At 72.9% G+C, this 12,100-nt stretch carries 17 protein-coding genes; 14 read left to right on the forward strand and 3 right to left on the reverse strand.

Features of this window, described 5'->3' with window-relative positions; translation table 11 throughout:
- Positions 1-106 precede the first annotated feature (106 nt).
- Genes mshB through K1T35_RS05445 form a run of 3 tightly spaced genes read left to right on the forward strand, consistent with a single transcriptional unit; the run spans position 107 to position 2,163 of the window.
- On the forward strand, positions 107-979 hold the full coding sequence (gene mshB, locus K1T35_RS05435; protein ID WP_220262406.1) for an N-acetyl-1-D-myo-inositol-2-amino-2-deoxy-alpha-D-glucopyranoside deacetylase: 873 nt from the start codon (positions 107-109) through the stop codon (positions 977-979).
- Positions 972-1,406, forward strand: coding sequence for a hypothetical protein (locus tag K1T35_RS05440; RefSeq protein WP_255621604.1), 435 nt, complete (start codon positions 972-974; stop codon positions 1,404-1,406). The genes mshB and K1T35_RS05440 overlap by 8 nt, the downstream gene beginning before the upstream one ends.
- Positions 1,396-2,163, forward strand: coding sequence for a hypothetical protein (locus tag K1T35_RS05445; RefSeq protein ID WP_370645312.1), 768 nt, complete (start codon positions 1,396-1,398; stop codon positions 2,161-2,163). Before K1T35_RS05440 ends, K1T35_RS05445 begins: the two co-directional genes overlap by 11 nt.
- 88 nt (positions 2,164-2,251) lie before the next feature.
- On the opposite strand, the gene K1T35_RS05450 is transcribed toward K1T35_RS05445, so the two are convergent.
- On the reverse strand, positions 2,252-3,208 hold the full coding sequence (locus K1T35_RS05450; RefSeq protein WP_255621605.1) for a GNAT family N-acetyltransferase: 957 nt from the start codon (positions 3,206-3,208) through the stop codon (positions 2,252-2,254).
- 115 nt (positions 3,209-3,323) lie between these two features.
- On the opposite strand from K1T35_RS05450, the gene fdxA reads away from it, so the two are divergent.
- A complete protein-coding gene (gene fdxA / locus K1T35_RS05455) occupies positions 3,324-3,650 on the forward strand; it encodes a ferredoxin (RefSeq protein WP_075952372.1) in 327 nt (108 codons plus the stop codon).
- Entirely contained in the window at positions 3,647-4,729 is a 1,083-nt protein-coding gene (gene dapC / locus K1T35_RS05460; RefSeq protein ID WP_220259085.1) for a succinyldiaminopimelate transaminase, read from the forward strand. Before fdxA ends, dapC begins: the two co-directional genes overlap by 4 nt.
- 27 nt (positions 4,730-4,756) lie before the next feature.
- Here the strand turns inward: dapC and dapD are convergent, their stop codons facing one another.
- Complete coding sequence (dapD, locus tag K1T35_RS05465; RefSeq protein ID WP_220259086.1) at positions 4,757-5,692, reverse strand: 2,3,4,5-tetrahydropyridine-2,6-dicarboxylate N-succinyltransferase; 936 nt, start codon at positions 5,690-5,692, stop codon at positions 4,757-4,759.
- Positions 5,693-5,831: 139 nt separating this feature from the next.
- Between dapD and dapE the strand changes: the two genes are divergently transcribed.
- The 9 genes from dapE (at position 5,832) to K1T35_RS05510 (ending at position 11,786) form a co-directional block, all read left to right on the forward strand.
- Positions 5,832-6,893 carry a succinyl-diaminopimelate desuccinylase gene (dapE, locus tag K1T35_RS05470; protein WP_220259087.1) on the forward strand — a complete coding sequence of 354 codons (1,062 nt, stop codon included), beginning with the start codon at positions 5,832-5,834 and terminating at the stop codon, positions 6,891-6,893.
- Between the two features lie 26 nt (positions 6,894-6,919).
- Positions 6,920-7,684, forward strand: a complete 765-nt coding sequence (locus K1T35_RS05475; RefSeq protein WP_220259088.1) for a TIGR00730 family Rossman fold protein — start codon at positions 6,920-6,922, stop codon at positions 7,682-7,684.
- Complete coding sequence (locus tag K1T35_RS05480) at positions 7,681-8,238, forward strand: TIGR00730 family Rossman fold protein (protein WP_220259089.1); 558 nt, start codon at positions 7,681-7,683, stop codon at positions 8,236-8,238. The genes K1T35_RS05475 and K1T35_RS05480 overlap by 4 nt, the downstream gene beginning before the upstream one ends.
- Positions 8,231-9,097, forward strand: a complete 867-nt coding sequence (gene folP / locus K1T35_RS05485) for a dihydropteroate synthase (protein ID WP_370645496.1) — start codon at positions 8,231-8,233, stop codon at positions 9,095-9,097. The genes K1T35_RS05480 and folP overlap by 8 nt, the downstream gene beginning before the upstream one ends.
- A 13-nt stretch (positions 9,098-9,110) precedes the next feature.
- The gene (locus K1T35_RS05490) at positions 9,111-10,040 is read left to right on the forward strand and encodes a glucosyl-3-phosphoglycerate synthase (RefSeq protein ID WP_220259090.1); all 930 of its coding nucleotides are present in this window, start codon (positions 9,111-9,113) and stop codon (positions 10,038-10,040) included.
- Between the two features lie 27 nt (positions 10,041-10,067).
- The gene (locus K1T35_RS05495) at positions 10,068-10,424 is read left to right on the forward strand and encodes a DivIVA domain-containing protein (RefSeq protein ID WP_220259091.1); all 357 of its coding nucleotides are present in this window, start codon (positions 10,068-10,070) and stop codon (positions 10,422-10,424) included.
- Positions 10,421-10,885 carry an SRPBCC family protein gene (locus K1T35_RS05500; RefSeq protein ID WP_220259092.1) on the forward strand — a complete coding sequence of 155 codons (465 nt, stop codon included), beginning with the start codon at positions 10,421-10,423 and terminating at the stop codon, positions 10,883-10,885. Before K1T35_RS05495 ends, K1T35_RS05500 begins: the two co-directional genes overlap by 4 nt.
- Entirely contained in the window at positions 10,878-11,450 is a 573-nt protein-coding gene (locus K1T35_RS05505; RefSeq protein ID WP_220259093.1) for a DNA-3-methyladenine glycosylase I, read from the forward strand. Before K1T35_RS05500 ends, K1T35_RS05505 begins: the two co-directional genes overlap by 8 nt.
- 168 nt (positions 11,451-11,618) lie before the next feature.
- Positions 11,619-11,786 carry a DUF3117 domain-containing protein gene (locus tag K1T35_RS05510; protein WP_084211001.1) on the forward strand — a complete coding sequence of 56 codons (168 nt, stop codon included), beginning with the start codon at positions 11,619-11,621 and terminating at the stop codon, positions 11,784-11,786.
- Positions 11,787-11,898: 112 nt separating this feature from the next.
- On the opposite strand, the gene K1T35_RS05515 is transcribed toward K1T35_RS05510, so the two are convergent.
- On the reverse strand, positions 11,899-12,045 hold the full coding sequence (locus K1T35_RS05515) for a hypothetical protein (RefSeq protein ID WP_220259094.1): 147 nt from the start codon (positions 12,043-12,045) through the stop codon (positions 11,899-11,901).
- Positions 12,046-12,100: the final 55 nt, after the last annotated feature.

Raw genomic sequence — 12,100 nt, forward strand, 5'->3', positions numbered from 1 at the left:
TTCCGGTGATGTTGGGGACGGACAGTATCTGTCCGGATCGTGTCTGTTGACCCCGTCGAGGTCACGAAAGGGTTGCGTAGATCCGCCCACGTAGAGTGCGAGCGTGATGCCACCCCCGGCCCGGCGGAGGCTGCTCTTCGTGCACGCCCACCCCGACGACGAGACGCTCTCCACGGGCGGAACGCTCGCGCGCTACGCGGCCGAGCCCGACACGGCCGTCACGCTCGTCACCTGCACCCTCGGGGAGCAGGGCGAGGTGATCCCCGCCGAGCTCGCGGAGCTCGCCCCCGACCGCGGCGACCAGCTCGGCGGTTACCGCGCGGGGGAGCTCGCCGCCGCGTGCGACGCACTGGGTGTCGGCGACCACCGCTACCTGGGCGGCATCGGCCGCTGGCGCGACTCGGGGATGGCGCTCGCGGGGCACGGCGTGCGCGCGGCCATGCCGCAGCGGCTGCACCCGCGCGCCCTCGCCCGGCCGGACGCGTTCGACGAGCAGGTCGACCAGCTCGTGGCGGTCATGGAGGAGCTGCGACCGCAGGTCGTCGTCACATACGGGCCCGACGGCGGCTACGGGCACCCCGACCACGTGCGGGCGCACGACATCACCGCCGCCGCCGTCCGCCGGGTACCGGCTCGGATGCTCTGCACGGTCGTCGGCCGGTCGACCCTCGACGCGGGGCTCGCGAAGCTGGCCGGCCGCGACGGCCTGCCGTTCCGGATGCCCGAGCCGGACGAGCTGCCCAGCGTGCCGGACGAGGAGATCCGAGTGCGGGTGGACGTCTCGGCACAGCGCGCGGCGCGGGTCGCCGCCATGCGCGCGCACGCCACCCAGGTGGCGGTGTGGCAGGACGGCGAGGTCACGGCGTTCGCGGTGAGCAACTTCGTCGCGCAGCCCCTGCTCGACGTGGAGGAGTTCGTGCCGGCAGACGGGGTGAGCATGGCGGCGCACGACCTGTTCGGGGAGACCGTGGATGCCTGAGAAGACCGTGGACGAGACCGCCGAGGACATCATGGCGCCGGATCGGGAGCAACCACTGCTGCCCGACGGCGCACTGATCGTGCTCCTCGTCGTCGACGGGCTGTTGCTCGGGGCGTTCGGGCTGATGTTCACCCCGCTCTACACGAGCGGCATCCCGGTGCCGATGGGCATCGTGCTGTCGGTGCTCGTGTTGCCGTGGCTGGTGCGCCAGGCGGGCGAGATCGACGCACGGCCCGCTGTGGCGGGCGCGCCACTCATCGCGTGGGTGGCGGCCGTCGGGGTGCTGGGGCTGTTCGGCCCTGGCGGCGACGCGATGCTGCTGGCCAACTGGCAGTCGCTGTTGCTGCCCGTCGGCGGGATCGGCGCGGGCCTGTGGGGTCTGCGTGCCGTGATGGAGCGGGAGTACCGCGGGAGGGATGGTGGCTGACGCCATCCCGGACCGGGTGATCGTCGCGATCCTCCGCCCGTTCGTCCGGGCCACGCGCCCCGTGCTCGACGGGCTGCGGGAAGCCGACCCGTTCGGCCTTCATACCCGGGCCGCCGGCCACCAGGACGTGCCGGTCGAGGAGCGCGGGCTGCGCGACAAGGTGCTCGACGCACTCGCCGCCGTCGAGCTCCCGGGCACGCCGGCGTGGGCGGCGATGGACGTGCCGGCCCGCACGCGCTGGTGGGTGCGCAGGGTGGGCCGCTTCACCACGCTGATCGCCGCCGTGCCCGGGCTTGGCGGGGCGCTCGCGAACCGGCTGCCCGTCTCCAAGGCCGTCGGTGCTGCCGGGCAGGGCATGCTCCTGGTGGCCATCGCGGGCGAGCACGGCGTCCGGGACGAGGACGAGCTGGTCAACCTGCTCGGGGCGGTGCTCTTCCGCCGCGATCTCGCCGTGTCGACGGCCACCGCCACCGAGAACGCGGCCGCCGACGCCCGCGCTGCCGAGCTCACAGGTGACCTGGCGAAGCCGTCGACCACTCCCACACTCGCCAAGGTGGCCCGTGCCGTGTGGCGGCTCGGCCGCGCGCTCTTCGCCGTGGAGGACGAGCTCGACAAACGCCCGCACGGCAACGTCCTGCACGAGGGCCTCGGGATGCTCCCCGTGGTCGGTGTTGTCGGGAAGTATCTCGGCGAGTGGTCGGGGCTGAAGAAGGCGGCCCGCGAGGCCGAGGCCCGCCTCGCGAAGCCCAGTCGCTGACGCGCTGTGTTTCCGCCGATGCACCAGTTGTGCGGTGGCGCGACGCGTCGATGGGTGGCGTGGGCGGAGAAGGGGTGCGTGGGCCGGGTCAGGCAGGCGGCACCAAGTAGCGGTAGCGGTGGTGCTCGACGTAGCCGAGGCGGTCGTAGAGCGCCCGTGCGCCGCCGTTCTGCAGGGCCACCTGCAGCACCGCCCACCTCGCGCCCCGCTCGCGGCCCCACACGGCGGCGGCGGCGAGCAGCGCGGTGGCGTGGCCGCGCCTGCGGGCGGCGGGCACGACCTCGAGCATCGAGACGTGCACGTGGTCGTCGACCACGGTGGCGCGCACCTGACCGAGCACCCCGCCGTCCTGGTCGCGCAGCGTGCCGAACGCGGTGTCCGGGGCGCCCGCGAGCACCCGTTCCTGCGCCGGGGTCGGTAGCCCGCCGACGGCGAGCCGCCACCAGTCGTCCGATGGCCGGGTCGGCAGCTCGATGAGCAGGCCGGACGGCGGTACCAGGTCGGCGACCTCCGCCACCAGCACCGATACCTCGGCGCCCTTGGCGTGGCCGACGTTCAGCACCCAGCCCTCGGCCGCCACGGCGCGGTCCCATGGCGAGCCGACGGGCACGTGGACGCGGGGCGGCACACCGTGTTCGCGGGCGAAGCGGCGCACCTCGTCCAGTGCCGCGGCGATCGGCAGACCGGGGTCGCCGAGCGCGAGGGCCGCGTTGGCCCGCGCGGTGTAGCCGCCGGCGGCACGCAGCCGCCACGTCCCCAGCGGCCGGTCGACCACGGCGGGCCATGCGTCGGCGCAGATCCCTTCCAGTCGGACGACCGCGGCGAGCGGGGCACGGCGCGGCGGTGCAGGCGGGACGGCGCGCACGGCGACGACGGCGGAGCGCTCGACGCGCACCGGCCCGCGCCGCGTCCGCACCACCACGGTCTCTGCGCCGTCGGCGGCGAGGTCGCCGACGGCATCGGTGAAGAGCGGCCGGCCGTCGCGCTCCCCGATGCGGTGCCGCAACGCGACCCGCGCACCGACCAGCTCCTCCGGGATCTCCACATACCCATCGTGCGCCCGTCCTACGGCAGGATTCACACCCGCCCCGGCTCCCACGGTGCCCGGAGCGCGATACATACTGTGGGAAGTTCCTGTTCGCCCGCGTGGAGGACCCCCCGTGACGTACGTGATCGCCGAGCCCTGCGTCGACCTGCTCGACAAGGCGTGCATCGAAGAGTGTCCGGTGGACTGCATCTACGAGGGCGGGCGGATGCTCTACATCCACCCCGACGAGTGCGTCGACTGCGGTGCGTGTGAGCCGGTCTGCCCCGTCGAGGCGATCTACTACGAGGACGACGTGCCCGAGCAGTGGAGCGCCTACACCAAGGCCAACGTCGACTTCTTCGACGAGCTGGGCTCACCCGGCGGCGCCTCGAAGGTCGGCAAGGTCAACCGGGACGTCGAGCCGGCCCTGAGCCTGCCGCCCCAGCAGCACGACGAGTGAGGTTCGCGCTCCCGGACTTCCCGTGGGACAGCCTCGCCGAGGACAAGGCGCTCGCGGGCGCTCACCCCGGCGGGATCGTCGACCTCTCCGTCGGCACCCCGGTGGACCCCGTCCCCGCCGTCGTGCGCGCCGCTCTCGCGGGCCCGGCGGCCGACGTCCCGGGCTACCCGACCACGCACGGTCCCGCGTCGTTGCGCGAGGCGATCGCCGGGTCGCTGCAGCGGCGGTTCGGCGTCACCGTCGATCCGGTCCCGGTGCTGCCGACCATCGGCTCCAAGGAGCTCGTCGCGTGGCTGCCCACGCTGCTCGGGCTCGGCGCCGAGCACACGGTGGTGATCCCGGAGCTCGCCTACCCCACGTACGAGGTCGGGGTCCGGCTCGCGGGGGCGCAATTCGTCCGGTCCGACTCCACCACGGCGCTCGGTCCACGCCGCGTGGCGCTCGTGTGGCTGAACTCGCCGTCCAACCCGACGGGCCGCGTGCTGCCGGCCGAGCACCTGCGCAAAGTCGTCGACTGGGCGCGCGAGCGGGGCGCCGTGGTCGCCTCCGACGAGTGCTACCTGTCGCTGTCCGACAGTGCCCTCTCGGTGCTGCACCCTGACGTCTGTGGTGGCTCCCACGAGGGGCTGCTCGCCGTCCACTCGATGTCGAAGTCGTCCAGCCTCGCCGGCTACCGGGCCGGGTTCGTCACGGGCGACCCCCGGCTCGTCGCCGAACTGCTGGAGGTGCGCAAGCACGCCGGGATGATGGTGCCCCGGCCGGTGCAGGCGGCGATGGCGGCCGCGGCTTCCGACGACGCGCACGTCACCGAGCAGGCGCAGGTCTACGCCCGGCGCCGTGTGCGGCTGCGTGCCGCGTTCGAGGCGGCCGGCTACCGGATCGACCACTCCGATGCGGGCCTCTACCTGTGGGCCACGGCCGGCGAACCGGGCCGAGTGACGGTCCGGCGCCTGGCAGAGGCCGGCATCCTCGTGGCGCCAGGTGAGTTCTACGGCCCGACCGGGATCCAGCACGTGAGGGTGGCCCTGACGGCGACGGACGAGCGGATCGAGGCCGCGGTGGAGCGCCTGAAGGCCTGACGGCGGGGAGCGCGGTCCGCCTCCGCGTCAGTTCGCGTGCAGCGCCTCGTTCAGCGCGATGCCCTCGCCGGTGCGGGGGAGGGCCTCCACCGCGCCCGTCACCGAGTTGCGGCGCAGCAGGACGCCGTTCTGGCCGGACAGGGTGCGGGCTGCGGCCGTGCTCCCGTCCGGGAGCGTGACCTTCGTGCCGGCCGTGACGTACAGGCCCGCCTCCACCACACAGTCGTCGCCGAGGGAGATCCCGATCCCGGCGTTGGCGCCGATCAGGCACCGCTCGCCCACCGAGATCACCTCCTTGCCGCCGCCCGAGAGCGTCCCCATGATCGACGCGCCGCCGCCGACGTCGGAGCCGTCGCCGACGACGACGCCTGCGGAGATGCGCCCCTCGACCATCGACGCGCCGAGCGTGCCGGCGTTGAAGTTCACGAAGCCCTCGTGCATCACCGTGGTGCCGGCGGCGAGGTGGGCGCCGAGCCGGACGCGGTCGGCGTCGGCGATGCGGACCCCTTCCGGCACCACGTAGTCGGCCATCCGGGGGAACTTGTCCACGCCGTACACGGCCACCGGGCCGCGGACGCGCAGGCGGGCGCGGGTGAGCTCGAAGCCCGCCGCGGGGCAGGGGCCATGACTGGTCCATACGACGTTGGCGAGCACGCCGAAGATGCCGTTCATGTTCGCCTCGTGCGGGGCGATCAGCCGGTGGCTCAGCAGGTGCAGCCGCAGGTAGGCGTCGTGGGCGTCGGCGGGCGGGTCGGCGAGCGACGCGATCGCGGTGCGCACGACGACGGTCCGCACGCCGCGGGCATCATCAGTGCCCTCGAGCGGCTCCAGGTCGGCCGTCACATCCGGGGCCTCGGGTCCCAGCGCCGGGCTGGGGTACCAGGTGTCCAGGACGGTGCCGTCGGCGGCGATGGTGGCCAACCCGGTGCCGGAGGCACCCTCGATGCGAAGTGCGCTGCTCACGGCCCCACGCTAACGGCCGCTGCCCCCGCCGGAGGACGGGGGCGGAGCGACTTCACACATCCAGCCCCGACTTCACACAGAGCCGGCCTTGTGTGAAGTCAGTCCAAGGTCTGTGAAGTGCGCCCAGTAGCGTCGTGGCGTGCGATCCCTCGACCTGGCCGGTGAACCCGTCGAGCTCTGCGCCGCGCTCGTGGACGTGCCCAGCGTCTCGGGCGACGAAGGGGAGCTCGCCTCCGCGCTCGAGGCCGCCCTGCGTGCGCAGGCGCCGCACCTGCGGGTGCAGCGGTCCGGCCACGCGGTGCTGGCCCGCACCGAGCTGGGCCGGGACAAGCGGGTGCTGCTGGCCGGGCACATCGACACCGTGCCGATCGCGGGCAACGTCCCCAGCCACCGCGACGGTGGCCTGCTCTACGGCTGCGGTACCTCGGACATGAAGGCGGGCGACGCCGTGTTCGCCCACCTCGCGGCCGCGTTGCCGGACCCGCGCCACGACCTCACGTTCGTCTTCTACGACTGCGAGGAGGTGGAGGCCGTCCGCAACGGGCTGGGGCGGATCGAGCGCGAGCACCGCGACTGGCTCGCCGCCGACCTCGCGATACTCGGCGAGCCGACGAACGGCGCCGTCGAGGCGGGCTGCCAGGGCACGCTGCGGGTGGACGTCGCGGTCCGCGGGCGGCGGGCCCATTCGGCGCGCTCATGGCTGGGGGACAACGCCGTCCACAAGGCAGAGGCCGTGCTGCACCGGCTCGCCACCTACCCGGCCCGCGAGGTCGACATCGACGGCTGCCGCTACCGGGAGGGCCTGCAGGCGGTGCGGATCGCGGGCGGGGTGGCGGGCAACGTTGTGCCCGACGAGTGCGTGGTGACCGTCAACTTCCGGTTCGCACCCGACCGGGACGCTGCGGCGGCCGAGAAGCACGTGCGCGAGGTGTTCGACGGTTTCGAGGTCGTCCTCACCGATCTCTCACCGGGCGCGTTGCCCGGTCTCGGCGAGCCCGCGGCGCAGGAGTTCCTCGCCGCAACGGGCACCGAACCCACCGCCAAGCTCGGCTGGACCGACGTGGCGCGGTTCGCCGCACTCGGCATCCCGGCGTTGAACTACGGCCCCGGCGACCCGAACCTCGCCCACACCCGTGACGAGCACGTCGACCCGCGGAAGATCACGGAGGCCGTGGACGTCCTCCGCCGTTTCCTCGGCTGACACGCGGGCTCACTACCCTGGCCTGCATGAGCACGGACGGGGTCCGACGACCCGAGGAGAAACAACGCGGCCCCGTGGTGCTGCGCCGCGAGCGGCGCAACGAGCCCACCACCACCGACCAGCGGCTGCTCGACTCGCGTGGCCCGAGCGACTGGGTGCACACCGACCCATGGCGGGTGATGCGCATCCAGGCCGAGTTCGTCGAGGGCTTCGGGATGCTCGCGGAGCTGCCGCGCGCGGTCACCGTGTTCGGCTCGGCGCGCACGGCGCGTGACCACATCGAGTACGCACAGGGCCGAGCGCTGGGTACGGCGCTCGCGGAGGCCGGCTTCGCGGTGATCACCGGTGGCGGCCCCGGCGCGATGGAGGCGGCCAACAAGGGCTGCTCGGAGGCCGGCGGGTTCTCGGTGGGCCTCGGGATCGAGCTGCCGTTCGAGCAGGGCCTCAACGACTGGGTCGACCTGGGCATCAACTTCCGCTACTTCTTCGCCCGCAAGACCATGTTCGTGAAGTACTCGCAGGCGTTCGTCTGCCTGCCCGGCGGGTTCGGCACCCTCGACGAGCTGTTCGAGGCGCTCACGCTGGTGCAGACGAAGAAGGTCACCAAGTTCCCGGTGGTCCTGCTGGGCAGCGAGTACTGGGGCGGGCTCTACGACTGGATCAAGACCACGGTGCTCGGCCACGGAAAGATCGGCGAGAAGGACCTCGCGCTGCTGCACCTCACCGACGACGTGGACGACGCGGTGAAGATCGTGCAGGAGGCGTGGCGGGCGTGGGAGGAGGCACATTGACCGGGCCGCGGTCCGTATGCGTGTACTGCGGGTCGATCGAGGGCCTTCCCGAGCGCTACCTGCACCTCGCCGCCGATGTCGGCAGCCAGATCGCCGCCCGCGGCTGGCAGCTCGTGTCCGGCGGCGGGAAGGCGGCGATGATGGGCGCCCTCGGCGCGGCGGCCCGTGCCGGCGGGGCGCGCACCACCGGGGTGATCCCGCAGGCGCTGGTCGACCTGGAGTGGGCGGACCACGACTCCGACGAGCTGCTCATCGTCGAGACGATGCGCGAGCGCAAGGCGCTCATGGAGGCGCACGCCGACGCGTTCCTCGCGCTGCCCGGCGGTGTGGGCACCTGCGAGGAGCTGTTCGAGGTGTGGACGGCGGGCTACCTGGGCATGCACGGCAAGCCGGTGGTGCTGCTCGACCCCGACGGCCACTACTCCGGGCTGCTGGAGTGGGTGCGCGGGCTGGGCGAGCGAGGGTTCGTGCGCCCAGAGGCGATCGATCGGCTCGTCGTCGCCACCGACGTGTCCGAGGCACTCGACGCGTGCGCGAAGCCCCTGGATTCTTGACGTGTACCTCGGCGCACGCGCCTACGACGAATCCGCCCGGCTCGTCATGGGGATCGTCAACGCAACGCCCGACTCGTTCTACGACCGGGGGCGCGCGTACGCGTTGACGCCTGCGCTGGAGCAGGTCGCGGAGATGGTGGCCGACGGCGCCGACGTCATCGACGTGGGTGGGGTGAAGGCGGGCCTTGGCCCCGATGTCCCGCCCGCGCAGGAGATCGCCCGCATCGAGGCGCTGGTGGGATGCGTGCGGGAGAGACACCCCGACGTCGCGATCAGCGTCGACACCTGGCGCGCCGAGGTGGCCCGCGCCGTGCTGCCGGCCGGAGCCGACCTCGTGAACGACGCATGGGGCGGTCACGACCCGCGGCTCGCCGAGGTGGCCGCGGAGTTCGGGGCAAGCCTCGTGTGCACCCACACCGGCGGGCTCGCCCCGCGCACCTACGCCCGCCGGGTGCGGTACCCGGATCTCATCGGCGACGTCACGCGGTTCCTCGACGCGCTCGCCGAGCGGGCGATCGCCGTGGGGGTTGCGCCGGACCGGATCGTGCTGGACCCGGGGCACGACTTCAACAAGAACACCTGGCACTCGCTCGAACTCACCCGCCGCCTCGACGAGCTCGTGCGGCTGGGCAGGCCGGTGCTGGTCGCGCCCTCCAACAAGGACTTCGTCGGCGAGACGCTCGGCCTGCCCGTGGACGAGCGCCTCGAAGGCACGATGGCCACGATCGCCGTCTGCGCGTGGCTGGGTGCGCGCATCTTCCGGGTACACGAGGTCCGGCAGGCGCGCCGGACGGTGGACATGGTCACATCGATCATCGGAGATCGCCCACCCGCACGCGTTGTGAGGACCCTCCCGTGAAGGAGTGAGGCCCGTGGACCCGGTCATCGAGGAGTGGTTCGCCCGGCGGACGTGGCAGGACCCCCGCTGGAGCGTCGAGGAGCTGGTTGCGGCGAAGTCGGGCCGCCGGGTGTCGGTGGTGCTGCCTGCGTTGGACGAGGAGGCCACGGTCGGGGCGATCGTCGCCGCGATCGTGCCCCTGACCAGGGGACCGGCATCGCTCGTCGACGAGCTGGTGGTCGTCGACTCCGGCTCGACCGACCGCACGATCGAGGTCGCGGCGGCCGCCGGTGCGCGGGTGGTGCTGCGCACCGACGTGCTGCCGGAGCTCCCGCCCGTGCCGGGCAAGGGCGAGGTGCTGTGGCGTTCGCTCGCCGCCACCACCGGCGACATCGTCTGCTACCTCGACTCCGACCTGGTCGACTTCGATCCCGGCTTCGTGCCCGCGCTGCTGGGCCCGCTCCTCACCGAGCCCGGCGTGGCGCTGGTGAAGGGCTTCTACCGGCGCCCGCTGCGCCTCGAGACCACCATGGCCGACACCGGCGGAGGACGCGTCACGGAGCTGCTCGTGCGCCCGCTGCTCGCCGCGCTGCGCCCCGAGCTCGCCGGGATCGTGCAGCCGCTCGGCGGCGAGTACGCCGGCACCCGGGAACTGCTCGAATCGGTGCCGTTCGCGCCGGGGTACGGGGTGGAGATCGGGCTGCTGCTCGACACGTACGCCCGGCTCGGCCTCGACGGGCTCGCCCAGGTCAACCTCGGCGTGCGCAAGCACCGCAATCGGTCGCTGCTGCAGCTGGGGGTGATGGCCCGTGAGATCCTCTCGGCGGCGCTGCTGCGCTGTGACGTCCCCGACGCGGGAGGCGCGCTCACCCAGTTCGTGCAGGTCGAGGGGGAGTGGCTCCCATCGACCAGCCCGGTGGGTGCCCCCGATCGACCCCCGATGAGACAGGTGCTCGTGCGTTGATCTCCCGCGCGTGATGGGATCAGCGGGGTGGGGACCGCGCTGATCTACCTTCTGGTCGTCGCGGCAGTCGGGGCCGCGCTCTTCGGGCTCGCCGCGCTCGTGTTCGGGCGGGGCGAGGAGCTGGCGCCGCTGCCGCCCGGCGCGACGCCCACCCGGTTGCCTGCTGGCGAGATCGACGGCGACGACGTACGCGAGCTGCACTTCCAGCAGGCGCTGCGGGGTTACCGGATGGACGAGGTGGACTGGGTGCTCGACCGCCTCGCCGATCAGTTGGACCGCGCGGGTGTGCAGCGTGACGGCCTACTGGCGAGGGTCGCCGAGCTGGAGTCCGCGCTCGCGTCGGCAGCGCCCGGCCCCGAGGTGAGGGCGGAGGGCGAGCGGTGACCCGCGTCGAGGTCGGCGAAGCGGTCGAGGTCGGAGCGCCCGCCGAGGTGGTCTGGCACACGGTGACCGACTGGGCGAGTCAGGGTGAGTGGATGCTCGGCACCCGTGTCCGGCCGACGAGCGGAGGCGACGGCAGGCGGCTCGGCGCCATCCTCGAGGCGGTCACCGGTTTCGGGCCGCTCGGGGTCACCGATCGCATGGAGATCGTCGAATGGAGCCCGCCGCGGCGCTGCGTGGTGCGCCACCTCGGGCGGGTGGTGCGCGGAGACGGCGTGTTCGAGGTGTTGCCCCTCGGCCCGGAGCGCGCCCGGTTCAGGTGGTCGGAGCTGCTCGACCTTCCGCTGGGGCGGCTCGGTGCACTCGGCTGGGCGGTGGTGCGGCCCGCGTTCCGCGCCGGGCTGGTGTTCTCGCTGCGACGCCTGGAGCGTCGGTGCGAGGCGGTATACCGTTCCGGTGCTTGAGCCCACTACCGACGGCCGCGCTCGCTGCGGCTGGGCCGGTTCCGCGCCGGAATACATCGCGTATCACGACGACGAGTGGGGTCGCCCGCTCCACGGCGTCACCGCGTTGTTCGAGCGGCTGAGCCTCGAAGCGTTCCAGTCCGGCCTGTCGTGGCTGGTCATCCTGCGCAAGCGCCCTGCGTTCCGCGCCGCGTTCTCCGGGTTCGACCCGGCCGCCGTCGCCGCCTTCGACGAGTCCGACGTGCAGCGGCTGCTCGGCGACGCCGGGATCGTGCGCAACCGGGCGAAGATCGAGGCCACGATCCACAACGCGCGCCACGTCCTCACCTTGGACCAGCCGCTCGACGAGCTGCTCTGGTCGTTCGCCCCCGACCCGGCCTGCCATCCGCGGCCCGCGACGCTCGCGGACGTGCCTGCCACCACCCCGGAGTCGGTGGCGATGGCCCGCGCGCTCAAGCGGAAGGGGTTTCGGTTCGTCGGACCGACGACGTGTTACGCGCTCATGCAGGCGGCCGGGCTGGTAGATGATCATGTCGCGGACTGCTGGCGAGCAGCGACGGCCTGACTGCGGACGGTGAACGACCTGGCTGGTTGATCGCTCCGGTTGCACCCCTGTCCGTCGGATGAGGAAAGATGTTCCCAGCATCCTCGCCGCGCGCTACGCCCGCGCAGCGGCAACGAACCCCGCGATGCCAACGGCTCTGGCCACTAACGACGACGGAGGAGGCAGGAGATGGCGGCGATGAAGCCCCGGACCGGCGATGGTCCCCTGGAGGTGACCAAGGAGGGTCGGGGCATCGTGATGCGCGTCCCCCTCGAGGGTGGCGGCCGCCTGGTCGTCGAGATGTCGGCGGAAGAAGCGAGTGACCTCGGCGACGCACTCAAGGCCGCCTCCGGCTGAGCGCACACGCCCCTGACCCCGGGGCAGTCGGTACCGACCAACGGCACCGACGGACGGCACGCGCCGCCCGTCGGTGCCGTTCGTCGTTTCCCTAGTGTTCCGGTTCGGGACACTAGAGCGCACTCTCGGCCGGTTCGCGCACGGCTTCGACCTCCGTGCCCACGGCCGGGGCGAGCGTCACGAGCTGGATCGTGACGTCCCCGCACACGCACCGCCGGTACCGCACCCACCCCTGTGACGTGTGGTGCGTCGACAGCACCGTCGCCTCGTTGCTCGGCCACCCACACCGCGCGCACCGCATGGCTGCGCCCTCC

Origin of the sequence: Pseudonocardia sp. DSM 110487, from assembly GCF_019468565.1 — a bacterium.
Lineage (GTDB): Bacteria > Actinomycetota > Actinomycetes > Mycobacteriales > Pseudonocardiaceae > Pseudonocardia.